A 24,741-nucleotide genomic window follows, 5' to 3' on the forward strand; every position below is an offset into this window, starting at 1 on the left:
CACAGAATCTTTTTATCTATTTTGCAAGGTCTTATTCAGACATTTCACAATATACCACCGAAAAACAACAAGTTTTCTCTCTCTGTTCTTTTTTGCATATTACCCAATTCTGTTTTCTCAACCGAAATTTACTTACAGCCCTCCTGCTCACTCCTTTGATATTTCTGTTTCTGAGATTCTCTCAAAAATGCAAAATGCTAAAAATACAACCCAACATCATCGCCCCTCTCTCCCAGGTACGCATAAATGTACAAGAGTATATAGTCCGTGAAATGCATAAGAAAAAAGTACGAGAAACGCGTAGGAGCGCAGCAATGAGCGCGCCTCCATCATTTATAACGATATATAATGCGTCCCTTTGTCAAATCATATGGTGTCATCTCAACCATGATTTTATCACCAGCTAATACACGAATACGATTTTTGCGCATTCTTCCTGCTGTATGAGCGATAATTTCATGATCATTTTCTAATTTTACGCGAAACATTGCATTAGGCAACAACTCGGTTACAATACCGGAAAATTCCAAAACTTCTTCTTTGGACATAAATGAGGACTTCCTTTATGGTTAGCACAATTAACTTCTACCGTATGAAATACGTAAGGAGCACACCCATATCCTATTTTCATACTTTTGTGAACACATGCCAAACATAGAGGATAAGGATTTTCTTCTTTTAGTTATTTGCCAATAACCCAAAACGTTTCAAAACCGTACAGATCTTCATCATATCTCATTTTTTTATCCCTATCTCAACAAAAAAATGACGTGATCAAGACATAGAGATCCCTTAGCGTATATTTTTATTTTTTAGTGTATATTTTGTTTCCTTGATCTCTGATGAGAGAGTATTGCGTAGCGTTTTTTGTTTAAAGTAATGATAGTGGTGATTTTAGTACATTTTCTGAACTGTGCTAAACTTATTTCGTTGACTTTGTGACAAGAGTATAAGAGACAGGAATTTTCTTTTAATTATGAAGAAGGATGGTGTCATGGCTCAGCAATGCTATGATGTGGCGCTTTTAATGGGGAGTCAATCAGATTGGAAAACGATGCACTATAGTGCTTCTGTTTTAGCAGATCTTGGGATTTCTCATATCGCACATATTGTTTCCGCACATCGTACTCCTGATAGGCTCTATAATTTTGCAAAAGAAGCAAAATCGGCAGGTTTTAAAGTTTTAATTGCTGGTGCTGGTGGAGCAGCTCATCTCCCTGGCATGTTAGCGGCACTCACACCTCTTCCTGTTTTTGGTGTTCCTATTGAATCTTCATATTTTTCTGGACAAGATTCTTTATTGTCCATTGTGCAGATGCCTGCGGGTGTCCCTGTTGGTACGCTAGCAATAGGGAAATCAGGGGCCATCAATGCGGCCCTTTTATCAGCATCAGTATTGGCCCTTTCTGACGATGCTCTCGCACAGCGTTTGGAGGAATGGCGTCATGAGCAAACGGTGAGCGTTGCTGAGCAACCTTTAAATGATCCAGGACTTTGATCATGGTTTCTATAGCGCATGATTTACAACCAGGCAGCACAATTGGTTTGATAGGAGGGGGGCAGTTGGCGCGTATGCTTGCCATAGCAGCGGCAGAGCTTGGTTTTAAGACCATTGTTTTATGCCCCGAAGTACATTGCCCAGCAGCGCAAACAGCAAATGACCATCTTTTAGCAAATTATGACGATGATGCAGCCCTATGTCAGTTGATTGATCGTTGTCATGTTGTTACTTATGAATTTGAAAATCTTCCGCTGATAACAGTTCAGTGGATAGAAAAAGCACGGCCTCTTTATCCGCCATCAAGAGCCCTTGAAATTACGCAAGATCGTGTTTTTGAGAAGCAATTTCTGAATGAAAATAATGTTGCCACGGCATTGTGGCATGATGTTCAAGATCATAGCTCTTTAGTTTCAGCCTTATCAGCATTAGGTGGAAGTGGTCTTTTGAAAACACGGCGTTTTGGCTATGATGGTAAGATGCAGTGGGTTCTTCGCAATCCTAATGTTCAAAGACTTTATACTCTTGCAGAAAAGCTTGAACAACATCCTTCAATTTTAGAAGAAATTGTTCCTTTTTCTTCAGAGATATCTGTTATCGCGGCGAGAAATATTCGAGGCAGTATTGTATTTTATGACTGTCCTGATAATCAGCATAAAGACGGTATTCTTCATATAAGCCGCCTTCCTTCAGCCATTTCCAGCTCTGTGCAAAAAGCAGCACAAGAGATAAGTGCACATATTTTGCAAGTGCTTGACTATGTTGGTGTCTTATGTATTGAATTTTTTGTTTTAGCAGATGGCTGCCTTCTCGTTAACGAGCTTGCGCCACGTGTTCATAATTCTGGTCATTGGACACAAAAGGCGTGTGTAACTTCCCAATTTGAGCAGCATATTCGGGCTATTTGCGGCCTTCCCTTAGGGAGCACGCAGCGCCATAGCAATTGCGAAATGATTAATCTTCTTGGCTGTAACCTGAATGATTACAAAACATTTTTGGCACAAGAAAACACTTCTGTCCATTTATATGGCAAACACACGGTGCAACCGGAACGTAAAATGGGACATGTCATCCGACTCACTGGGCCAGCAACCACTAATTCGTAAATCTGGTAACATTGATGAACTTAGCAACATCGGCTAACGGAGCTGTTCCCAACGATTGACCAGAGTTTCCGCCGGTAATTGGCCATGGCCCGCCACGGGCAATGCGCAAGTGCTGCTACCAATAATTAACAAAGGCTCCCACCAGTGATTAACCGCAACTGTTACCAGTGATTAACCAGGCTTGCCACCGGTAATTGGCCATGGCCACAACGGGTAATGCGTAAGTGCTGCTACCAATAATTAACGAAGGCCCCCACCAGTGATTAACCATAGCTGTTACCAACGATTGACCAGGGTTTCGACCAATTTTTTTGGTTACCAAGAATTTTTACAGCCTCTTTTCAACATAATCTTACAACTTTTTCTCAATCACGAAAGGGCAAGAAGGTTCGAATAGATCAATTTTGCACCTAACAATAACGGTCCTTCCTAATCATTTTTTGAAATTTTCATATCTCTTTTTGATTCTGACGTTTATTTTCAACTGGTTGATTCTGGTATTTATTTTCAATTAACCATAGTCAAACATAACACCGCCTCTATTTTGACCCCAACCATTCCCCTTTTATAAATATTTTTCTTTTCAATATCCTATGCAGCATCCTTCGTTCATGCAGGACTGATTAAGTTGACAAGACAAAAACTTCTTGTTAGGAAGATCGTGGATTTTTGCTAATCCTCGCCTAACTTATTGTCTTGGTGGATATCTGCTTGGCGAGTTTTTCATATACCTTGATCTGTATCATTCATCTTGAGGGAAATTTTTTCTTCAAAGGTTTGATATTTTCGGGTATAAAGCTTTTCTCTGAGCAAGCCTTCATTATATCAAGGTTCTCATGTAGCAGAAGTTGCAAATGTGGGTAAGTGAGCAATAGATTGTAAAGATTTAGAAAATATCTTCTTCAGGTTTGTATCCTGTATTGGAGTTATAATTTTGAAATCTGTTGTATCTTCGAGTTTATTATAAACGGTGGTAGTTATGAAAATAAAAAATTCACTTAAAGCACTTATGGTACGTCACCGTGATAATCGGTTGGTGCGACGGAAGGGTCGTATTTATATTTTAAACAAGACGAACCCACGCTTTAAAGCACGTCAGGGTTGAAGCTTATCTCGCCTTGCACAACATGCGCAATTGATGGTGGTGTTTTTACTAGGCAGTATATTTGAAGAAAATGGGATCTTTGGGTAGAAAAGCGCTTTTTTTTGCCTGCATGGGTGGTTTTCTTTGCTTTTTCTTTAATCCTACAAGGGGTTTTCCTCTCTTTGGCTCTGTGTCTTTACGGTTTTACCATGCTCATGCGCATACCCATGCCCTGGGCATTATTTTTGTTGGCCAAAATCTCGAACTTTCTGACCAGCATCTCCTAACGTCTTCTTTCCTTCTTGAAAGACCAGCATCCCCCGAAGGGTCGGCTTTCCCTGGAAAACCAACATCTCCTGAAGGGACGACATCCCTCGAAAAACCGGAATCTCCTGAAAGATCTACATTGCACGGAAAGTTGGCATCTTCTTCTCTAAGTCAAAGAGCCTCCTCCTCATACGCTCAAATACCGAGATCTTCTTCCTATGAGCAACAAAAAGAAGCTGAAATTGCGCGTTTATTGAATGAATTGCAATTTTGTGCAGATTCTAATGAAGCAAAATCCCTCAGCAAAAAGATCCAACGCTTATGGAGTCAATCAGGTAATAAAACCATTGACCTTTTGATGCTTTGGGCTGAGCGCAGCATTGATGACCATGCCTATAGTGCAGCTCTTGACTATTTAGACAATGTTGTCGCGCTTTCTCCGAATTACCCAGAGGTTTGGACAAGACGTGCATGGGTTCATATTCAGTTAAATAACTTTAAGCATGCTCTTCTTGATCTCAAGCGAGCACTTCTTCTTGAACCCCGTAATTACATAGCTTATTTTCAGCTTGGCCTTGTCATGGAAGCGACAGAACGTCCACATCTTGCTATCAAGGCCTACGAGACAGCCTTATCTTATTACCCCAAGATGGAAGAGGTGCAAAAGCGTGTTGGCATCCTTCTTGATGAACAATATTTCCGGTCCACTTAAGTCCTATATCATTTCAGTTTTGTAGATTTTATCTCTAGTAAAACAAGTTAGATTCTTCTATAATTGCCTTGGTGTTCTGCTCTTCTCGACAGGAAATAACAGACGTCCCGGGGCCTTATTGATTCCTAAGGGAGCTGTCCCTGAGAAGGCTCGTGGGCTTTTTCATACGGCGCCCACCTACTGTGTAGGTCCCCGGAATCAACCTTTTCCATCGGTCGCTGCGGTTCACCATTTGTATTTTTCCATCATTTTCTATTCTTATTGCGTTAGTTTTTCTTTTTAAACTGCTGTAATCGGCTTTTTTAGCCTCTGTGATAATCCACCATTTTCATGTTCTGGTAATTTTCACGATACCATATTCTCTCTTTTTTCCACCATGCGTCATCCTGCCTATTTTCAATTTATATGGCATCACATCTTCTTTTCACTTGCATTCTATTATAATTAAGGGACGATACGAATTTTCTTCCATAAAAACACCATCTCAGAAAGTGCTAGAGAGAAATATTGTGATAGTTTTTTCTACACCCCACAGCATCTCTGCAACCCCACAGCATCTCTACCATCCCACAGCATCTCTACCATCCCACAGCATCTCTACCACCTCGCAGTATCTCTACCACCCCACAGCATCTCTGCAACCCCGCAGCATCTCTGCAACCCCACAGCATCTCTGCAACCCCACAGCATCTCTGCAACCCCACAGCATCTCTGCAACCCCGCAGCATCTCTGCCACCCCACAGCATCTCTGTAACCCTTACCATGGGATAAAATGATAGTTGAAGAAATTTTATATAACATCATCTCCTCTTCCCACTTGAGTGCTAATATAATAGGATGGTACAAATTTACATTCATGAATAAACCTTTTGGGAAGTGATGAAAAGAAGAATCACTGAAATTCTAAATTCTGTGTCTTCGTAACGTGATAGAATAATGGATGAGATAATGTTTGAAGACGCTGAAGATTTATCTTCCATTTTATCGGTTCGATCTCGTCTTCGCCATGTTGGATTTTCGCAACGTGAACAACTCTCTGAACATGATCGTCATATTTTTTCATATCACGCATGTTTTCATATGATCCATGCTCTTGAACAAAGGATTGATAATTTTTCCCAATTGATTGTTTCTGGTTATTGGCCCATAAAATCAGAACTCACACCTCTTCCCTTTTTAGAGTATGTGCTATCACAAGGTGGGCGTTTAGCACTACCTGCTGTGATTGATAAAACTACAATGGTTTTTCGTTCTTATTCACTGAACGATCCTTTAGAGCGCATGGCTTTTAACACATTTGGCCCTGAAGAAAAGCAGGCTATTCTCGTACCAAATATTGTGATTGTTCCTCTTTTGGCTTTTGACCGTCAAGGCCACCGCTTAGGCTATGGCAAAGGCTATTATGACCGTGCTCTTTTTGCATTGAAAGCCCAGGGACATTCTGTACAATTATGGGGATTAGGTTTTTCATGCCAAGAAGTTCCATCAATTCCTGCAATAGAGCATGATCTTGTTTTGCATGGTATTTTTACAGAAAAAGATTTTTTTGAATGTTAAATTGTGATTAAACTAAGGTTATGCGTTTTTTATTTTTAGGTGATATTGTAGGAGCAACGGGGTGTGCTGCTGTATTTTATGGGCTTCCTCGCCTTGTCGAATATTGGAATCTTGATTTTGTTGTTGTGAATGGTGAAAATGCATCACACGGCTTTGGCCTTACTCAAGAAACTTATCATGCCCTCTTAGCAGCAGGTGCTGATGTTGTTACCACAGGCAATCATGCTTTTCATTGTAAAGAAACACTACAATACGCAAATTATAGTGATCGCTTTCTACGTCCCGCCAATTTTATTTCTGGAACCCCGGGGAAAGGTTTTGGCCTCTTTACGGCAAGAAATGAAGCACGTGTCCTTGTGAGCAATATTTTAGGCAGCGTCTTTATGCCTTGTACAGTAGATAACCCTTTTACGACGGCGGATAAAATTATTTCAGAATTCCCTTTAAAAGAGAAGGCTGATGCAATTATCATCGACTTTCATGCAGAAGTAACAAGTGAAAAACAATGTTTTGGCCATTTTTGTGATGGCCGTGTTAGTGTTGTTGTGGGCACGCATACACATATTCCTACAGCTGATGCACAAATTTTAACAAATGGCAGTGCTTATCTATCCGATGCAGGCATGTGTGGTGATTATGATTCATCTCTTGGAATGGATAAAAAGGAGCCTATGCATCGTTTTGTTTATCAAACGAAGCAAGAATCTTACCGACCAGCTCAAGGTCCTGCTACATTGTGTGGCTTAGCGGTTGAGATCTCTGACCATACAGGTCTTGCAGAAAAAATTTCGCCTATTCGCCTTGGCCCCCATTTAGCATCTGCCTCTCCTGACTTTTGGGAACCCTTACCCCCCCATTTTATATTTTAAAACTATTCATTTTTTATCATAAAGCAGAGAGAAACCTAAAAACTCCCCAATTGGCCACAGGCCTCTCGGTTAGCCACAGGCTTCCTAATTGGCCACAATCCTCTCAGTTGGCACAAACCTCCCAGTTGACCACAGACCTCTCAGTTGGCCACAATCCTCTCAGTTGCCACAAACCTCTCAGTTAGCACAGACCTCTCAGTTAGCCACGATCCTCTCAGTTGGCACAAACCTCCCAATTGGCCACAGACCTCTCAGTTAGCACAGGCCTCTCAGTTGGCACAAACCTCCCAGTTGACCACAGGCCTCTCAGTTGGCCACAGACTTCCCAGTTAGCACAAGCTTCCCAGTTGGCCACAGGCTTCCCAGTTGGCCGTCATCTCCCAACGCGCTGATGGTAAATTTAGACGGTTACGCGTTGAATACACGCACCACATTGAGCCAATTTTTCCTCTAACCGTTCAAAACCACGATCCAGATGATATACACGATTAATCATTGTTGTTCCCGTTGCAGCAAGTGCAGCAATAACAAGAGAAACAGATGCACGCAGATCTGTTGCCATTACTTGAGCACCTTGTAAATGATCCCTTCCATGCACAATTGCTGTTTTTCCCTCGAGTGTAATATGTGCTCCCAAACGTGCTAATTCCTGTACATGCATGAAGCGATTTTCAAAAATGGTCTCTGTGATGCGCGCTTCTCCCTGAGCACGTATCATTAACGCCATAAATTGAGCTTGCAAATCTGTTGGAAAAGCAGGGAACGGAGCTGTTTCAATATCAACAGGTTTAATTTTGTCCATACTATCACAGCTAACACGGATACCATCAGCCTTTTCTTCAATGGAAATCCCAACCTGTCTCAGAACATCAAGCACTACGGTAAGATGTTCTGGAACGGCATTTTTCAACAAAACATCCCCTCCAGTCATTGCAACGGCCATAGCATAAGTTCCAGCCTCAATTCGATCAGGAATAACACTAACACGTGCCCCATGAAGTTTCTCAACACCTTTAATAACAAGGGTATCTGTCCCTTCTCCAGAGATATTTGCTCCCATTGCTCTTAGCGTTTGGACAAGATTGGTAACCTCTGGCTCACAAGCAGCATTTTGCAGAGTTGTTTCCCCTTCTGCCAAAACAGCTGCCATCAGCATGATATGTGTTCCTCCAACAGTCACTTTGGGGAAACGGTAGCATGCAGCTTTTAAACCTTTTGCTGCTGTGGCATGAACATATCCATTTTTAATAGCTATATCAGCTCCCAAAGCTTTAAGACCTTCAAGAATGAAATCGACAGGACGCGTTCCAATAGCACATCCACCCGGTAGCGAAACACATGCTTCCCGACAACGGGCTAATAATGGCCCAATCACCCAAAAACTAGCGCGCATTTTCCGTACAAGTTCATAAGGAGCACACGTTGTTGTGATCGATTTTCCAGTAAAATGAATTGTTCTTGAATAGGCAGAATCATTGTGCACTTTCCGTCCTTCAACGGCATAGCCAATTCCATGGTTATTTAAGATACGGATAAGGCATTCAACATCAACTAAATGAGGAACATTATCAATAGTAAGCGCTTCATCTGTAAGCAATGCAGCAATCATCAAAGGCAGTGCAGCATTTTTTGCACCTGAAATAGGAATAACGCCTTTGAGTGTTTTTCCCCCAAGAATTTTAATTGAATCCATAATTTTATTTTGTCCTTCTACTCCTTCCTTTTGTTGAATTTTTTTCTAGATTCCACAAAAGGAAACTCCCAAGAGCATTTGTCATCAATCACTTTTAATTAATCGAAAGAGTTTTCTAAAAGCACACTATTCATAGCAGGTTTTTTTATGGGCTCTCCTCCCCTGGCTCTCTGCCGACTTTGTTCTTTACGACGTTTTAAATTCTCACGTAACTGTTTAGCAAGCCGTTGTTCTCGTTGCTTTGCTTTTTCGTTTTTTATTTTATCATGATCACACTTACTATTTTCTTTTTCTAACATCATGGCATCTTCCAACATCATGGCATCTTCACGCTATTATTTTAAAATCTTTTAGATTTTGGTCTTGTTATTTCAGTGAGTTCCACTTTGTAAAAGCGAATAACTAACAAAGTAACTACGGAAAATTATGAATCACTCACTCTTTTCCTGACAGCCATCGTGACATAAGAAATATTTTCTTGCAAGAAGAGACAGAGACTCTCTTGCCTATTTTACAACAATATGGCACAAGGCGGCGCAGTGTATGAATGAGATGCTGCGGTAGCTCAGTGGCAGAGCACTCCCTTGGTAAGGGAGAGGTCGAGAGTTCAATCCTCTCTCGCAGCACCATGAGGGGAGCTTCTCGTAAAAATGAGGCTTTCATTTCTACACGCCCCCCATCTTTAGCAGTTCCACTCTCAGTAGTTCCACTCTCAGCAGTTCCATCTTCAGCAGTTCCATCTTCAGCAGTTCCATCTTCAGCAGTTCCATCTTCAGCAGTTCCATCTTCAGCAGTTCCATCTTCAGCAGTTCCATCTTCAGCGGTTCCATCTTCAGCGGTTCCATCTTCAGCGGTTCCATCTTCAGCGGTTCCATCCTCCTTCTTCACTTACCGAAATTTTTGAGAAGATATACCATCCTTTCCAAGGCCTCATTAAAACGTCTAATTTCACTATCAAGCTTACGAATATATACCTCATCACGATAAGCTCGTTTGATCAAAGGTGGCATTCCAGGCCAATACAGCATGAGATCAATCCATTCCCGTTGCGCAATCCATAACCCTCCCTGACATTGGGCTTTGTGCTCGATTGGAAAAGAGTTTTGATAAAAATGTGGAATTAAAATTTCAGGTTTTTTTGGTTTTATTTCCAATATTCCATCTGCCCCAATCAAAGCATCTGGTGAAAATCCTTTCATACGATCATCTGCCAAAAGGAAACCAACGCATTCAGGTTTTGTTTGTGTTAATGTTCCATAAAGTTGCCGTGCTGTTGGCTCCAATTCTGTGCCACGCCGCATTGGAGCTGTTGTTCCCTCTTCAACAACTTTTCCGGTAATTCTTTCACCGGCAAGTTTCATCATCAAAGCTTGATATTTTTGTGTTTTTTGTCCATCTTTTTTACGTGCCAAAACCATCTCAAATACCGAGGCGGTTACTAGACCATGACGCACCTGATGCCATTCCGCTGTTCCTTGAACACAATCAATGGTAACCGGCATATCTTCTTTTTCCTTATTTTATTTGCTCTCTATTTGCGCATAATTCTACTCTTCACTTGTGCGTAGTTTTGTTGTGCAATTGCACATCTCTTCTCCCTCATTGCGCAAGCATCCCCCCATTCTTTATTTTCTATAATCACAGAAGAGGGAATATTTTCTTTATAGTCGCAGAAGAACGGATTATATCTCTCCTTACAATTTTAGAAAAATAGCCTCCTTTTCTGCTATACAACCATAGAGAAAAATTCTCAGGCTTAGTGTGATAGAGTCATGCCGTTTCTTATCCCCTTTCATCTTCCGTAGTATCATAACGAGATAAGACATCATGCAAACGTAAGCGATGTTGTTGTTCATAAGAACCATAAAGGCTACGCTCATAATCATTGGCAATGTTTTGTTCTAAATAGTCACGATAAACTTCACTATTGAGAATGAAAGGTTGTACACAATCCATCATATCATGTTGGACCATCATATCGCTTTGGGAGATATAAATATCAGCAATATCTTCACTAATATCATCAGCATGCAGCGTTATGAGATCAAGTCTCAGCAGCCTTTGAATGGCTTCTCTATTATCTACAAGCTCAAGAATTTCTTCCGAGCTCTCTATAGGTCCTACATAGATATCTCCATTTTCATCATCACATAGAATGATAAGAATTTCATCCTCTTTAATGAATAATCTTTTTTTGATCATTTTTTCCCCCTGGATAGTTGATAACGCTAAGCTTTATCTTGACATGGTCAAATATAGCGTTAGTCTTATATCCTCTATGGGAGAGATGTCAATCATTTTTTATCCTTCAAAAAGGATATTTTAAAACTATGAGACATCCAAACGACCTTATAAGGATAAAGCTCCTTTTTATTATTCTCTATCATGTCGCTTTGCTATTCCCAATTTGTTCTCACTTTAAAGCAACCCAAACGGGGGGGGTAGCTGAAATGCACAACTTAGATTTACTAGATTACTGGAATAACTTTGACTCCAAAAAACGTAAAGCGCTGATTATTTTACTTCGTCAATTGGTTTTCGCAAAAGAGTCAAGATTGCCTTACGTTCCTCAGAAGAAATCTTCGAAATCAGATCAATAAATTCCTGATCTTCAAGACTTGCACCCTGTCCGTACAAAATATAACTCATGCTCACATTGAGTGTATGGCACACATCAGAAAGGGATTCAATTGTTGGGTCCTTTCCTTCAGAAAGGATAGAGTGAAGGTATCCAGCTCCTTTTCCTGCGGCAAGAGAAACAGACCGTTTTGACCGCCCACTTTTTTGGAGCGCTTCACTCAATCTTTGACGCCAACCCTTAATATTCATTATTTCACCCATCGCCTGTCTTTTTTAAACATAGTCCTCTAAAAATTGACTTGTAATGTCCTCTAAAAAGGATATATACTAACGCAACATATTATTTTTTTGGGAGGGCTGCACTTTCTTGACTAATACAACCATTCATCACCCGAAAGGATCAGACAGGCACACCCCAAAAACCCATGTATATTACTTTTATATTCTTCATTTTGCTGTTCATGCAACCTCACAGTGTATAATGATAGGATTCTAAACTTAGAAAGCTGGCCTACACCATTTAAAAATAGGGTCATCAAGTGGAATAAATAGGAGCACCACTGAATAAAGCTTTTACATCTTTTACAAAAACCCTGCTGTTTTTGTAAATTTTTTCGTAAGCTTGGAAACATTATTTTATGTTTTTTTCTGAACAATCATGAACAAAATACAAAGAAATTTGGCCAAACCATGCACACGACTTTTTCCTCTTTTTCTCATTCTCCATCACCCACATCTTCTTCACTATCAACAAAAAGTTGTAAAGATGGAAGCTCTTCTTCAAATCAACATTCCTCCACGAATGAAGAACCCCATATAGATGAGTGCATCGTTTCCTCCAACCCAATCCCTTTGGAAGAAACATCATCCCCTGAGACATCAGAAACACCGCACTACCAATCATCTATCCTCCCTTATGTATGTTGGTACCAAAATGATTTTTTAGGTGGCGTGCGTGGAATGCGCGCCCATGAAATTGGTATTTATACAATTTTACTGAATGAAATGTACGCACGAGGGCATCCTCTTGATTTATCAACAGAACGTTTAGCACGACTTTGTGGTTGTGATAAGCGAACATTAACGAGCACTTTAAACATGCTCATTGAGGAAGGTAAGATCATTCATTTAGCGAATGGCTTATGGAACAAGCGCTGTGATAGTGTTTTTCATGAGCGCACAAAATTGCTTGAGAAAAAATCATTTGCTGGCCGTTCTTCTGCCCAAAAACGTAAAAAAATCAATGCTAAAATTCAACATCTCCTCAACAAGCATACAACAAACGATACACGTAACTCAGAAGCTCAGAAGATAGAAGAAAAAGAAACACCTTATGGTGTTTCACAAAAGAAGCAATTATGCCCGGAAAGAAACACCTTTTCCTTTTCTTCTCAAGATCGCCCCACTACCGAAGATCTCCTCCCTAACGATCCCATTTTTCCTCACAGTCGAATTGTTTCTACAGCTTCTCCGCAATTTTCTCAGCAACAATCTTCCTCACTTTACACAAAAGGCACACGTCTTCCCTCTGATTGGATAGCGGATATCAGCATGGCCATATCAGAAGGCTTAAGCGAAGAGCAAGCCCGTTGGCAAGAAAAAAAATTCCGTGACTACTGGAAAGCCAAAGGTGGTAAAGATGCTGTTAAGATAGACTGGTCAGCAACATGGCGCAATTGGTGTCGTCGTGAAATTGAGCGGTTAAGGGAACATCGCGAGAAGCCTTATCCTGTGTCTTCCCAGCTTCATAAAACCCATTTGAATTTTCGTGAAGAAAATCTGTATCAAAACCTCATCAATTACCATCATGAAAATTACGATCCTCTCTCTTAAGTCAAAGCCTTCACCAATATCTTAAGGTCCAATCATGCCCTCGTTGCTCTAACCACGCCCCCCATTGCTCTAACCACACCCCCATTGCTCTAACCACACCTCCATCACTCTAACCACACCTCCATCACTCTAACCACGCCCCCATTGCTCTAACCATGCCTCCATTGCTCTGACCACGCCTCCATCACTCTAACCACGCCCCCATTGCTCTCATTTAGAATTATTTTCTACTATCTTCTCCAAAAGCATCATTTCATAAAAATATCTACCAACATTCCGATAAATAATAACCCTATTACTTAAGTTTAAATTCATGAGCACAGTTGTTGAAATCAAACAAAAACTATTACCCCACACATTATCGATTGCAGAAATGCTCCTTCCACAAGGCAAAAAAAAGGCAATGATTGGCTCGTAGGTAACGTCCATGGAGATGCTGGGCGCAGTCTATCACTCTGTTTGAGTGGTGATAAAGCAGGCCTTTGGTATGATTTTGCAGAAGGAAATGGAGGTGATCTCCTAGATCTTTGGTGTCATGTAAAAGGGATCAACTTTGCACAAGCACTGGATGAAGCACGTTCATATCTTCATCTTTCACGCCCAAAACCTTTTATGGCACCGCGCCATCATTATCGTCCTCCACCTTTACCCACAGGCAAAGATCCAAATGGTATTGTCAAAACTTACCTGCAAGATGAGCGTCATATTCCATTTGATATTTTAAAGCGTTACCGCATTCAAGAAGAAGGCAACACAATAATTTTTCCATTTTATAAGCCAGATGGCAGCCTTGCCATGGTGAAATCACGCCTTGCAGAAGCAGGTGCAAAAACAAAACCGACAAGTTCTCAATGTGAGCCCATCTTATTTGGCTGGCAGGCGCTTTCCTCCAATCATAACCTCTCCAATCATAACCTCTCCAATCATAACCTCTCCAATCATAACCTCTCCAATCATAACCTCTCCAATCATAACCTCTCCAATCATAACCTCTCCAATCATAACCTCTCCAATCATAACCTCTCCAATCATAATCTCTCCAATCATAACCCCTCTCATCATCATAGCTTCTCTGGCAACCGCCACCTTGTCATAACAGAGGGGGAAATTGATGCCCTCTCTTTGGCGGCTTATGGATATCCTGCATTATCCGTCCCATTTGGTGGTGGGAAAGGAGGAAAACAGGCCTGGATTGAGCAAGAATTTGACAATTTAGAACAATTTGAAAAAATTTTCTTAGCAACCGACATGGACCAACCAGGAGAAGAAGCGGCATTAACTATTGCCAATCGCCTTGGCCGCCATCGTTGTTATCGTGTACGTCTTCCTCATAAAGATGCCAATGAATGCCTAACATCTGGCCTTGATAAAGCGGTGATAGCAGAATGTTTTTCCCAAGCACAAAATTTTGCTCCAGAAGGGTTGCAACATGCCTCTGACTATAAAGAAAAAGTTCTTCGCTTATTTTGGCCAACCCCAGAACAGCATATTGGCTATACGCTCCCACATTCTCAGCTTAATGGAAAACTTTCCTTTAGACCAGCAGAGCTAACATTGTGGAGTGGTGCAAGTGGAGCTGGAAAAAGCCAGCTTTTATCAGACTGCATCCCTCACTGGATCTCGCAAAAGAGCCGTCTTTGTCTAGCTTCATTGGAAATGAAAGGTGAACAATCTTTGCGTCGTTTGATCAAACAAACAGAAGGGGTAGAAAACCCTTCAAAAGAAATGATTGAGCGAACTCTTCATTTTTTAGATCGTGGTCTTATTCTTTACGAACATGTTGGTAAATCAGATGTTGATACCCTGCTCGATGTTTTTGACTATTGCCGTGCTAAATATGGCTGTGATCAATTTATTATTGACAGTTTAATGCGTCTTGGCATTGCATCAGATGACTATACAGGACAAGAAAAAGCTGTTTACAAAATGGTTGATTGGGCCATTCTTAATGCCGTGCATATTCACCTTGTAGCACATGCTCGCAAAAGTGGTTTAGAGAAAGAAATCCCAACCACGGAAGACATAAAAGGAGCTTCAGAAATTGGTGCAAATGCTTTTAACATCATCACAATTTGGCGTAATCGCTCTTTAGAGGACAAGATTTTTGCCGCACAAGACCAAGCAGAAAAGGCAGAATTATCCAAACGTCCTGGTGTAATCATGAATATAGCGAAACAACGCTCTGGTGATTTTGAAGGGAAAATAGGCCTTTGGTTTGATGAAAAAACATATCGTTACAGATGTTCATCGCAGCAAGATTTTTGTTCTCGTCACTATCTCAGTCACCCATAATCTTAGCCCCATAATCTTAGCCCCATAATCTTAGCCCCATAATCTTAGCCCCATAATCTTAGCCCCATAATCTTAGCCCCATAATCTTAGCCCCATAATCTTAGCCCCATAATCTTGGCACCCATAATCTTGGCACCCATAATCTTGGCACCCATAATCTTGGCACCCATAATCTTGGCACCCATAATCTTGGCACCCATAATCTTGGCACCCATAATCTTGGCACCCATAATCTTGGCACCCATAATCTTGGCACCCATAATCTTAGTTCCCCACAAATTCTTATAGAGATATTTCTAAAACAAAACACAGCAAAACCCTATATTTCTCATTTAAAGGCATATTCATGAAACAATATACACGCCATCTCACCCACAACACCGCACATCAACAGCACGAAACGTCGCTAAACCTCTCTCATATGGAAAGTTCCTCTCGCAAAAAATCTTCAAATCATCATAGCTATTCAAAAACACAAGCCTCCCCCACAAAAACCCATGATCATCATTTCCAATCTAGCAACCAAGGAAATTCTAGAAATTCACATATCACGACCACTCTTGCTAATGCTCACAGCCGTCCCATCGCGCTTTTGTATGCTAAGGGCCACATCAGCAAAGCACAATATAAAGCTGCAGAACATTTTTATGGCTATTGGTACAAGACACAAGGAGAAACACATATGGGTTTTGATTATACCCGCCCCAGAGTTGAATGCACACATGATAACAGCCATAATATTGAACGCCAAATAGATGCCGACAAACAATTGCAGATGGTAAAAATTCAACTCGGTGTTCTTGGTTACCGTCTTATTGAGCAAGTAGTGGGCTATGGTCAAGCGATCAAAGATTTAAGCTCTGTAAAACGCAAACAAAATTCCCTCGCTGATCATTTACGAGACTGTTTGGATCTTATGGCCATTCACTGGGGATATTCAACAAAAACACCCCCTAATGCACCCTAGAATCCTCCTCACACACACAGGAACACACCCTGGCATATAATCACAGAAATTTTCTTCATATTGGGAGACTGAGAAAAATCTCTTCCTAACCTTTAAGTTCAAGAAAACCCCGCAACTACCAACCCGCAACTACCAACCCGCAAATGCCAACTCGCAAATGCCAACTCGCAAATGCCAACCCGCAAATGCCAACCCGCAAACGGCAAACAACAACATGGTACAATTTTTAAAGAAAAACAGCCCCCAACAAAGAATGAAAAGCTCCTGTGGTGCGGGTGGTCGGACTCGAACCGACACTCCTCTCGGAACCAGATTTTGAGTCTGGCGCGTCTACCAGTTCCACCACACCCGCATACGCTCCACAGAGAACAAACTTGCACTCTTATTCTTTGCACTATATGAAGAATGGTAGATTCGTCAACCATTGCGTTCTATTTTTTACAGGATGCGCAGTATTTTTTGTTTCACCATGTATATCTGACTTCAACTTTGTTAGTCCTCTTGTCTCAGTAACACTGACTTTTTGGATCTATATGATCAATATTTTTTGTTTCAATTATAAAATTTGCCCTTATGAAAAATAGCATAAAACAATTAAAAGCTTGGACAATTTCCTTAGGAAAACGGCAAACAGCTCCTTACTGGCTTGGCCTTATTACTTTTGCTGAAAGTTTTGTTTTTCCAATCCCAGGAGATGTTCTTTACATCCCCATGTCTTTGCTTCACCCTCAGCGGGCATATCGTTACGCATTTATAGCAACAATCTGTTCCGTTTTTGGAGGTATCGTTGGGTGGTATATTGGTGCTTATGCTTATGAGACTATTGCTAAACCTATTTTGGAATTTTACGGGAAATATGACGATATCCAGTCGCTTAAAAATCATGTAACATTGGAATTTATGACAATTTTATTGCTGATTTCTGGGTTATCTCACATCCCTCCTATTAAAATTGTCACACTTCTTTCAGGTATGATGTTTTTCCCCCTTTGGCTTTTTGTTCTTATATGTATTCTCTCACGCGGGGCCCGTTTTTACTGTTTTGCGTGGCTTATCCAACGTTTTGGCCATAAGATGCTCTCTTTTTTAAGCAAGAAGTGGAAAATGAGTATCTTTATTGGTATTATTCTTTTTGGCGTAGCTTGTGTACTTTATTTCATTTTTTTCAAATCTTATCTTCTGTCTTAACGATGAAACTCATGCTTCCTTTTCGCACTTATATCATCCAACATTTTTATCAAAAGCAAAGCTCTGAGGAGCAAAGCTTATGGGCTCTTTTACTGGCTTTATGCCTGCTCACAACAGTTGGTATTGCTATTGCTTTTGAAAATATTGGGGGATATCTCCCTTGCCATTTATGCCTCATTGAACGCGTTCCCTATTATAGTGCAGGCATTCTTTCCCTCATAACAAGCATAATAGCACGCTTTACCCGTTGGTTCTTATTGGTGCGCTTTTTTTTGCTGTGCATTTGTATAATTATGATTTTTAGCTTTATATTAGCAATCTACCATGTTGGCATTGAATATAATCTTTGGCCAGCGCCTCCAAGTTGCGATTCAGGCTCAACTAAATTGATTGTAGATGCGCAACGACTTTTAAAGCAACTCAACCATATCCACCCCCCATCTTGCTCTCAAGCAGCGGGATATTTTTCTTTTTTGTCATTTGCAGGTTGGAATGCTCTTGCAAGTTTAGTATATACAGTTTTAAGCTTTTTTGTTGCATCAAGAGACCTCTTATCAAACCATAACTCCTCATAAAACTATAGCTTTCCATAAAATTATGGCTCCCCACAAAACCATAATTCCCCATATTTAAGAGTTCTGTGCATTTTTAAGAGTTCTGTACATTCAAAACTCCGGAGAATTCTGTATATCCGCAATTCCAAGATTGACTTTCATGATAGAGTCCTTATTATTTAGAATAATTCTAAATTGTAGAGACTATTATATTATGTTGAAGGCTTTTTTTTCGTTTTTTAAGAACAAGACTTTTGTTGCTTCTGAGGTTTCACACAATCTTGCAATGAAAGAAAATTATGCAGGATTTTGTGGTTATGGGAGTAAAATGCTTCCTCTGCCCTGTCCCCTTCAAACAATACTCTCTACAGAACCTTCCAGCACAGCTTTTCCTAAGAACTCCCATAAAAAGGAATGTCCGTGCCATTCCTGCAATAATTACGTTAAGATTACAAACCCAACATTTCAGGAAGCTTCTTCTTTTTCTGCATCGCAAGCTTCAACCATAACAGCAAACAAGCCGCTTCAGGGGATTTCCTTTGAAGCTTATAGGCAAAAGATCTTAACATGGATCCAACCTGGCCTTGCAGGCCTTATGGATGGCTCTGTTTCGACTCTTGCACCGATTTTTGCTGCCGCATTTGCAACGGGTGATACTTATAAAACTTTTTTGATAGGTCTTTCTGCTTCAATTGGTGCTGGCCTTTCCATGGGTTTTACAGAAGCTGTTCATGATGACGGTAAATTATCAGGGCGAGGTTCTCCCTTAAAAAGGGGCCTAGCTTGTGGTATCATGACAACCATTGGAGGATTGGGTCATACATTGCCCTATTTACTTCATTCTTTTTATGCCGCAACAATTCTTGCAATAGCAATTGTGTTTTTTGAATTATGGGCCATTGTTTGGATCCAAAATAAATTCATGGCAACCCCCCTTTGGCGCGCTTCTCTGCAGGTGATTGTTGGTGGTGTTCTGGTTTTTATGACGGGTATTTTGATCGGCAGTATATGATAAATATGTAAATAAAAGCTGTCACTTTAATAAAATTGCCATAAATTCCAATACAGAAAATATCTGTGATTTTAAAGGACTTCTGGTAAATCTCTTTCTCCTTCTTCTCCCATATTTTGCTCTATAATCAAAACATAATGATGTGCGAAGAGAGCAATTTTTTTAGAAAACACAAACAACATTCTTTCCAAGCACTCTATGCGGCATAAACAGGCTTACACCCTGCTGAGGGGATAAACACGCTTACACACACTGCTTTAGTTTTAAAACACGGCATGAATGCCTTAAATACACACAACTTCAATAACAGACATAAATAATAAACATATAGTGACTTGTTTTGTCAGTATGTTTTTATTAGAATCTGCTGGTTTCGTTCCCTCTTAAGAGATCTCACGCCATGTCTGATGCCCATTCCAATAGATTTCTCGATGATATTTCTCATCACTCTTCTTCTGCCCATGAACATGTCCTATGGGTTCAACAGCTTTCTCACGGGCAAGGACTGGAGCTTCCACATTATGCGACAATTGGCTCTGCAGGTCTTGACTTGCGCGCAGCCCTGCCTGAGGGAGAAGACCTCATCCTTTTTCCTGGAAAACGCATTCTTATCCCCACAGGCCTTATCTTGCACCTCACAGCAGGCTATGAAGCACAAATACGCCCACGTTCTGGCCTAGCCTTAAAACATGGCATCACATGCCTCAATACACCTGGCACGATTGACAGTGATTACCGTGGTGAGGTTAAAGTTCTTTTGATCAACTTAGGTGAAGAAGACTTCCCTATCCAACGTGGAATGCGTATTGCACAAATGGTCATTTCTCCTATCACCCAAGTTGAAGTTCGCACTCTTGAAGAAAACTCTGAAGAAAATGTTCCTGCCTCTTCTCAATCTGCTTGCACAAATAACCGTGGTACAGGTGGTTTTGGATCAACAGGACAAAGCTGATTTCTTAAATAAAAGCTAATTTTTTAAAAATGGGCAGATTGAAATAGATGGCAGGTTATACTGTTATGCTGTTAGGTTGCACTTCTGTTAGGTTAAACGTCATTATACCGTTATACTGCCAGGTCATGCTTTAGCGATATTGTGATGAGGAAAACAGGCCTATTTCCTCACAATTAAGGGGGAAGGATATCCCCTTCCCTGCTTTTACAAGTCCCTTAGTTTTTTAAAGGCTTATATCCATAGGCTTATATCCATAGGCTTATATCCATAGGCTTATATCCATAGGCTTATATCCATAGGCTTATATCCATAGGCTTATATCCATAGGCTTATATCCATAGGCTTATATCCATAGGCTTATATCCATAGGCTTATATCCATAGGCTTATATCCATAGGCTTATATCCGTAGGCTTATATCCATGGGCCTATATCCGTGGGCTCATATCTGTGGGCTTATCTGTGGGCTTATCTGTGGGCTTATCTGTGGGCTTATCTGTGGGCTTATCTGTGGGCTTATCTGTGGGCTTATCTGTGGGCTTATCTGTGGGCTTATCTGTGGGCTCATATCCGCAGGCTTATATCCGCAGGCTTATATATCATGGCTTTTATTGTGATATTCTTTTTTGTGGCATTAATGATCCAAGATCACTCAACTACATCACTTATCTCTGCCACATTAGCTTTGGCCTTTAGCAGGCCCACAAGGCCAATCTTATGGTATCCAGTACTACGCAATTTATCAATAATCCCCACCACATATCCATAATCAATCTCGGCATCTGCTCTAATGAGAATCATCTTATCTAAATTTTGCTGTGTTTCCCGAAACAAAACCTCAATAAAATCACCCTCATCTACGAGACTATCTCCTACATACCAAGACTGATCTTTTTGCAAAGTAATATAAAGGGGTTCATCAGGTTGCGCAGCGGGCTGCTGTGCCACCGCTGGTAATTGAACAGGAATGACAGATGTTGCGAGAGGAGCAGAAACCATAAAAACGATGAGCAAAACCAAAACAACATCAATGAATGGTGTTACATTGATCGTGTTATGTAGCTCAAATTCTTCTGCTCTCTCCCAATCATCATAGAAATTCGTCATTTTTGGAAACTTTTTTGCTGTTTTTGAAAATCAATATCACGGCTCAAGAGCCTTTCAATAGCAGCGGCAACATCTGCTAAATCACTGCGATAATTTTTAAATGCACAAGAAAGGAAATTGTACATAATAACAGCAGGGATAGCAACAAAGAGCCCTAACGCAGTTGCTAATAAGGCTTCAGCAATCCCCGGTGCAACGACATCTAACTGTGTTGTTTTCTCCTTAGCAATCCCGATGAAGGAATTCATAATCCCCCATACGGTTGCAAAAAGACCAACAAATGGAGCAATAGCCCCAATAGTTGCAAGGATTGTGTGCCCTCTGACAATACGCTGATTTGCTGTAAGTAAACAACGCAACAAGAGTGAATGAACCCGCTCTTTTATTCCATCATTTAGAAAACCTAAAGTGAGTTTTTCTCCTTTTTCCTCTTTCATAACTTGAGCTATGACCAAAACATCACAATGCGTAGATAGAGCAATTTCTTTTAATGCTTCTTCGAAAAACAGCACACCAACGCCTGTTTGTCCTTTCAAACAAGAAGCCAAACAGGCAAAAGTCCGAGCATTTAGAACAGATTGTAGAGCACGACGTGCTTTACGCCTTGCTACTGTAATTTCAAAGATTTTTGCAAAAGCAATAGTCCAAGAAATGATAGAAGCAACGATAAGTGCAACCATCACCATCCTCACAACCCAATCAGCTTCCATAAACATCGAGAGAGGAGAAAAATCATGCACCGGCAAAGGAGCCAAACCATTTCCTAAAAGTTCTATCTCAGAGTCCATCTTTTTACAACCCGCTCCTTGCCCCCTATAACTTTGATCTTCCTTTTGAATACAGCAAAAGAAGAGATTTGAGTGTAGGAAAGAAAATCTTATAAATCAAGTATCGTTTAACGACATATTCTTTTTTAAACTCTTTGCGAAGATGCGAACTCTTTGCTTACCTTAATAATTAATGAGGTGATATTTAACACCAACAACAAGATGCCCCCCGCAATGCGGCAAAGCGCCCAACAGTGCAAGTGGGACAGCGCCCTTCACGATGCAGCAAAACGCCCAACAACACAAGCTAAAGTGGCCCCCTGCCAATGCAGCAAAGCGCCCAACAGTGCAAGTGGGACAGCGCCCTTCACGATGCAGCAAAACGCCCAACAACACAAGCTAAAGTGGCCCCCTGCAATGCAGCAAAACGCCCAACAGTGCAAGTGGGGCAGCGCCCTTCACGATGTAGCAAAACACCCAACAACACAAGCTAAAGTGGCCCCCTGCAATGCAGCAAAGCGCCCAACAGTGCAAGTGGGGCAGCGCCCTTCACGATGTAGCAAAACGCCCAACAACACAAGCAAAATTGCCCCCCGCAATGCAGCAAAGCGCCCAACAACACAAGCTAAAGGTGTGCCCCCCCGCAATGCAGCAAAGTGCCCAACAGTGCAAGTGGGGCAGCGCCCTTCACGATGCAGCAAAATATCCCACAAGCCCGGGTCCACAGCATCTCTACAGCGTGATGTGGCATCTTTAACTTGTTCTTAAAATCTCTTTTGCAAGACCTCTCTCTTGCAATTTTTATGAAAAATCAATGTGAAATTTTATCCCAAAACGCTATAAATTCCTAAAAATCATTCAGGATCTTCTGACTTTAATCTCCATCATAGCGTGCAACAACAGCTATAAGCTCGTCAACCGCAGCCTCAATCATTGCACGGTCATCACCTTCAGCCATAACACGGATTAAAGGTTCTGTACCAGATGCACGAACCAATAACCGTGCTTCCTTTCCAAAATGTTTAATGGTTTTGTCAATCGCAGCCTGAACTTCAGTCTTTTGCAATAAATTTTTATTGCTCACTTTTTTATTTTTTAAGATTTGTGGAACAGGCTTAAAACACTGACACAAATGGCTCATAGAGCTCTGGCTTTCCCGCATACATGCCAAAATCTGCAACGCTGCGACCAAACCATCACCAGTTGTTCCAAAATCACTTAACACAATATGCCCAGAGGATTCACCACCAATATTATATCCCTTTTTACGCATCTTATCGACAACATGGCGATCACCAACGTCTGTGCGAATGAGCTCCAACCCCTTTGTCTTTAAAAAGCGCTCCAACCCCAAATTAGACATAACCGTTGTCACTACTCCCCCACCGCTCAAACGTCCAGTTTTATGCCAATGGTCAGCAATCACAGCAATTAATTGATCCCCATCAATTATCTGTGCCTTTTCATCCACCATCAAAACGCGGTCTCCATCTCCATCAAGAGCAATGCCAACATCCGCACGCAATTCGTGAACTTTTTCCTTTAAGGATGTAAGATCTGTTGAACCACATTTTTGATTAATATTAAGACCATCTGGCTCATTATTAATTGCAAAAACCTCAGCTCCCAATTCCCATAAAGCACGTGGAGCCGCTTTGTAAGCTGCCCCGTTAGCGCAATCAACCACAATACGCAATGAATCTAAGCGCACATCACGAGGCACAGTTCTTTTTGCATATTCAATATAGCGATAAATATCCCCTTCAACCCGTTTTGCACGCCCGATCTCTGCACTCCCTGCTAAAGAGGAAGAAAGATCTGTTTCAAGCAAACGTTCAATGGCTTTTTCCTTTTCATCTGATAATTTAAATCCATCCGGTCCAAAAAGCTTAAGACCATTATCGTAAAAAGGATTATGAGAAGCAGAAATCATCACACCAATATCAGCACGAAGCGAGCGACAAAGCATTGCAACAGCAGGTGTGGGTACAGGACCTAATAAAAATGCATCCATCCCAGCAGAAGTAAAGCCAGCAACCAAAGCATTTTCCAACATATAACCAGATAATCGCGTATCCTTCCCAATCACAACACGACGCGAAGTCCCCTTTGATCGATACAAAACACCTACAGACATTCCCACTTTCATAGCAAAATCTGGTGTCATAGGAAAAAGATTAGCCCGTCCCCGAATACCATCTGTACCGAAATATTTTTGTGCCATTTTTTACTCTTTTATCGTCTTTTAGAAATTTTTACCAATGATCTTCTCATCACCGTTTACCAATGATTTTCTCATCACTGCATGATATTTTAGCGTGCCCTGTTGTTTCCGAAGATGTATCAATCCTCCACTTCACAAATGCTTCCCCCTCAAAACCATCAAAGAGTCTTCCTTATACCCTCTTACCCTCTAAAATCCGCGCAAATGACAGCATAATAGCTTCCTCGGATAACATAATGTCTCTCTCTTTGCGTTTCTTTATCCACCCCTTCTAGTGCATTTTTAAAACCAGCCTTAGTGTATCTTAATATGCCCTCACTATATGCCCTCACTGCATTTTTTGACTAACCCCTCTAATGGACCTCTCAACCCATATTCTTCATCCAAACGCGTATTCTTAATTTCTACCTATCTTCAGCAAAAATCTACATCTATCATTTATTTTACTTGTAATTTACTTTGCTTTTTTACGCGTAACT

At 40.9% G+C, this 24,741-nt stretch carries 24 protein-coding genes, 2 tRNA genes, 1 other RNA gene and 1 pseudogene; 17 read left to right on the forward strand and 11 right to left on the reverse strand.

From position 1 onward, the window contains the following. Positions 1 to 329: 329 nt before the first annotated feature. Complete coding sequence (gene infA, locus PU02_RS01295; RefSeq protein WP_004856585.1) at positions 330 to 548, reverse strand: translation initiation factor IF-1; 219 nt, start codon at positions 546 to 548, stop codon at positions 330 to 332. Between the two features lie 446 nt (positions 549 to 994). Between infA and purE the strand changes: the two genes are divergently transcribed. From purE to PU02_RS01330, 7 genes are all read left to right on the forward strand, one after another. After that, a complete protein-coding gene (gene purE / locus PU02_RS01300; protein ID WP_053944604.1) occupies positions 995 to 1,498 on the forward strand; it encodes a 5-(carboxyamino)imidazole ribonucleotide mutase in 504 nt (167 codons plus the stop codon). A 2-nt stretch (positions 1,499 to 1,500) separates the two neighbouring features. Then, a complete protein-coding gene (locus PU02_RS01305) occupies positions 1,501 to 2,604 on the forward strand; it encodes a 5-(carboxyamino)imidazole ribonucleotide synthase (RefSeq protein ID WP_082311391.1) in 1,104 nt (367 codons plus the stop codon). A 979-nt stretch (positions 2,605 to 3,583) separates the two neighbouring features. Further along, positions 3,584 to 3,709: a type B 50S ribosomal protein L36 gene (gene ykgO, locus PU02_RS01310; RefSeq protein WP_053943740.1), complete on the forward strand. Its 126-nt coding sequence runs from the start codon at positions 3,584 to 3,586 to the stop codon at positions 3,707 to 3,709. Between the two features lie 70 nt (positions 3,710 to 3,779). After that, complete coding sequence (locus PU02_RS01315; protein WP_053943741.1) at positions 3,780 to 4,667, forward strand: tetratricopeptide repeat protein; 888 nt, start codon at positions 3,780 to 3,782, stop codon at positions 4,665 to 4,667. A gap of 70 nt (positions 4,668 to 4,737) precedes the next feature. After that, positions 4,738 to 4,898, forward strand: a non-coding RNA gene (gene ssrS / locus PU02_RS06500) — 6S RNA. A 718-nt stretch (positions 4,899 to 5,616) separates the two neighbouring features. After that, positions 5,617 to 6,225, forward strand: coding sequence for a 5-formyltetrahydrofolate cyclo-ligase (locus PU02_RS01325; protein WP_053944606.1), 609 nt, complete (start codon positions 5,617 to 5,619; stop codon positions 6,223 to 6,225). A 20-nt stretch (positions 6,226 to 6,245) separates the two neighbouring features. Continuing rightward, a complete protein-coding gene (locus PU02_RS01330; protein WP_053943743.1) occupies positions 6,246 to 7,094 on the forward strand; it encodes a TIGR00282 family metallophosphoesterase in 849 nt (282 codons plus the stop codon). A gap of 400 nt (positions 7,095 to 7,494) precedes the next feature. On the opposite strand, the gene murA is transcribed toward PU02_RS01330, so the two are convergent. Continuing rightward, entirely contained in the window at positions 7,495 to 8,787 is a 1,293-nt protein-coding gene (murA, locus tag PU02_RS01335; protein ID WP_053943744.1) for a UDP-N-acetylglucosamine 1-carboxyvinyltransferase, read from the reverse strand. Positions 8,788 to 8,885: 98 nt separating this feature from the next. Then, positions 8,886 to 9,086, reverse strand: coding sequence for a hypothetical protein (locus PU02_RS01340; RefSeq protein ID WP_414947430.1), 201 nt, complete (start codon positions 9,084 to 9,086; stop codon positions 8,886 to 8,888). Between the two features lie 255 nt (positions 9,087 to 9,341). Here PU02_RS01340 and PU02_RS01345 point away from each other — a divergent pair. Beyond that, positions 9,342 to 9,416: transfer RNA gene (locus tag PU02_RS01345), tRNA-Thr, on the forward strand. A gap of 139 nt (positions 9,417 to 9,555) precedes the next feature. Beyond that, positions 9,556 to 9,774: a pentapeptide repeat-containing protein gene (locus PU02_RS07000; protein ID WP_414947429.1), complete on the forward strand. Its 219-nt coding sequence runs from the start codon at positions 9,556 to 9,558 to the stop codon at positions 9,772 to 9,774. Here PU02_RS07000 and PU02_RS01355 read toward each other — a convergent pair. The 3 genes from PU02_RS01355 to PU02_RS01365 all read right to left on the reverse strand — a co-directional run bounded on the left by PU02_RS01355 (position 9,672) and on the right by PU02_RS01365 (position 11,616). Then, positions 9,672 to 10,289, reverse strand: a complete 618-nt coding sequence (locus PU02_RS01355) for a lambda exonuclease family protein (RefSeq protein WP_053943747.1) — start codon at positions 10,287 to 10,289, stop codon at positions 9,672 to 9,674. The genes PU02_RS07000 and PU02_RS01355 overlap by 103 nt on opposite strands. A 280-nt stretch (positions 10,290 to 10,569) precedes the next feature. After that, positions 10,570 to 10,989, reverse strand: a complete 420-nt coding sequence (locus tag PU02_RS01360) for a hypothetical protein (RefSeq protein WP_082311392.1) — start codon at positions 10,987 to 10,989, stop codon at positions 10,570 to 10,572. A 312-nt stretch (positions 10,990 to 11,301) separates the two neighbouring features. Beyond that, positions 11,302 to 11,616 carry an XRE family transcriptional regulator gene (locus tag PU02_RS01365; protein WP_053944608.1) on the reverse strand — a complete coding sequence of 105 codons (315 nt, stop codon included), beginning with the start codon at positions 11,614 to 11,616 and terminating at the stop codon, positions 11,302 to 11,304. Between the two features lie 441 nt (positions 11,617 to 12,057). Between PU02_RS01365 and PU02_RS01370 the strand changes: the two genes are divergently transcribed. The 4 genes and pseudogenes from PU02_RS01370 (at position 12,058) to PU02_RS01380 (ending at position 16,459) form a co-directional block, all read left to right on the forward strand. Next, a complete protein-coding gene (locus tag PU02_RS01370) occupies positions 12,058 to 13,200 on the forward strand; it encodes a YdaU family protein (RefSeq protein WP_082311393.1) in 1,143 nt (380 codons plus the stop codon). Between the two features lie 459 nt (positions 13,201 to 13,659). Further along, a complete protein-coding gene (locus PU02_RS01375) occupies positions 13,660 to 15,492 on the forward strand; it encodes a bifunctional DNA primase/helicase (protein WP_236824016.1) in 1,833 nt (610 codons plus the stop codon). Between the two features lie 155 nt (positions 15,493 to 15,647). Continuing rightward, positions 15,648 to 15,842, forward strand: a pseudogene (locus tag PU02_RS07005) (hypothetical protein); the annotation flags it as partial. After that, on the forward strand, positions 15,839 to 16,459 hold the full coding sequence (locus PU02_RS01380; protein WP_236824018.1) for a hypothetical protein: 621 nt from the start codon (positions 15,839 to 15,841) through the stop codon (positions 16,457 to 16,459). The pseudogene PU02_RS07005 and the gene PU02_RS01380, both read left to right, overlap by 4 nt. 267 nt (positions 16,460 to 16,726) lie before the next feature. Here PU02_RS01380 and PU02_RS01385 read toward each other — a convergent pair. Then, positions 16,727 to 16,811, reverse strand: a tRNA-Leu gene (locus PU02_RS01385). Positions 16,812 to 17,032: 221 nt separating this feature from the next. Here PU02_RS01385 and PU02_RS01390 point away from each other — a divergent pair. The 4 genes from PU02_RS01390 (at position 17,033) to dut (ending at position 20,165) form a co-directional block, all read left to right on the forward strand. Further along, entirely contained in the window at positions 17,033 to 17,647 is a 615-nt protein-coding gene (locus tag PU02_RS01390; protein ID WP_053943749.1) for a YqaA family protein, read from the forward strand. 11 nt (positions 17,648 to 17,658) lie between these two features. Beyond that, positions 17,659 to 18,222: a disulfide bond formation protein B gene (locus PU02_RS01395; protein ID WP_053943750.1), complete on the forward strand. Its 564-nt coding sequence runs from the start codon at positions 17,659 to 17,661 to the stop codon at positions 18,220 to 18,222. Between the two features lie 193 nt (positions 18,223 to 18,415). Then, positions 18,416 to 19,213, forward strand: coding sequence for a VIT1/CCC1 transporter family protein (locus PU02_RS01400; RefSeq protein WP_053943751.1), 798 nt, complete (start codon positions 18,416 to 18,418; stop codon positions 19,211 to 19,213). Between the two features lie 400 nt (positions 19,214 to 19,613). Then, the gene (gene dut, locus PU02_RS01405; RefSeq protein WP_082311394.1) at positions 19,614 to 20,165 is read left to right on the forward strand and encodes a dUTP diphosphatase; all 552 of its coding nucleotides are present in this window, start codon (positions 19,614 to 19,616) and stop codon (positions 20,163 to 20,165) included. Between the two features lie 647 nt (positions 20,166 to 20,812). On the opposite strand, the gene PU02_RS01410 is transcribed toward dut, so the two are convergent. From PU02_RS01410 to glmM, 4 genes are all read right to left on the reverse strand, one after another. After that, positions 20,813 to 21,271 carry a biopolymer transporter ExbD gene (locus PU02_RS01410; RefSeq protein ID WP_053943752.1) on the reverse strand — a complete coding sequence of 153 codons (459 nt, stop codon included), beginning with the start codon at positions 21,269 to 21,271 and terminating at the stop codon, positions 20,813 to 20,815. Continuing rightward, the gene (gene exbB, locus PU02_RS01415) at positions 21,268 to 22,059 is read right to left on the reverse strand and encodes a tonB-system energizer ExbB (protein ID WP_053943753.1); all 792 of its coding nucleotides are present in this window, start codon (positions 22,057 to 22,059) and stop codon (positions 21,268 to 21,270) included. The genes PU02_RS01410 and exbB overlap by 4 nt, the downstream gene beginning before the upstream one ends. Positions 22,060 to 22,496: 437 nt before the next feature. Further along, positions 22,497 to 22,763 carry a hypothetical protein gene (locus tag PU02_RS01420; protein ID WP_053943754.1) on the reverse strand — a complete coding sequence of 89 codons (267 nt, stop codon included), beginning with the start codon at positions 22,761 to 22,763 and terminating at the stop codon, positions 22,497 to 22,499. A 149-nt stretch (positions 22,764 to 22,912) separates the two neighbouring features. Further along, the gene (gene glmM / locus PU02_RS01425) at positions 22,913 to 24,262 is read right to left on the reverse strand and encodes a phosphoglucosamine mutase (RefSeq protein WP_053943755.1); all 1,350 of its coding nucleotides are present in this window, start codon (positions 24,260 to 24,262) and stop codon (positions 22,913 to 22,915) included. Positions 24,263 to 24,741: the final 479 nt, after the last annotated feature.

Origin of the sequence: Bartonella ancashensis (genome assembly GCF_001281405.1) — a bacterium.
Taxonomy (GTDB): domain Bacteria; phylum Pseudomonadota; class Alphaproteobacteria; order Rhizobiales; family Rhizobiaceae; genus Bartonella; species Bartonella ancashensis.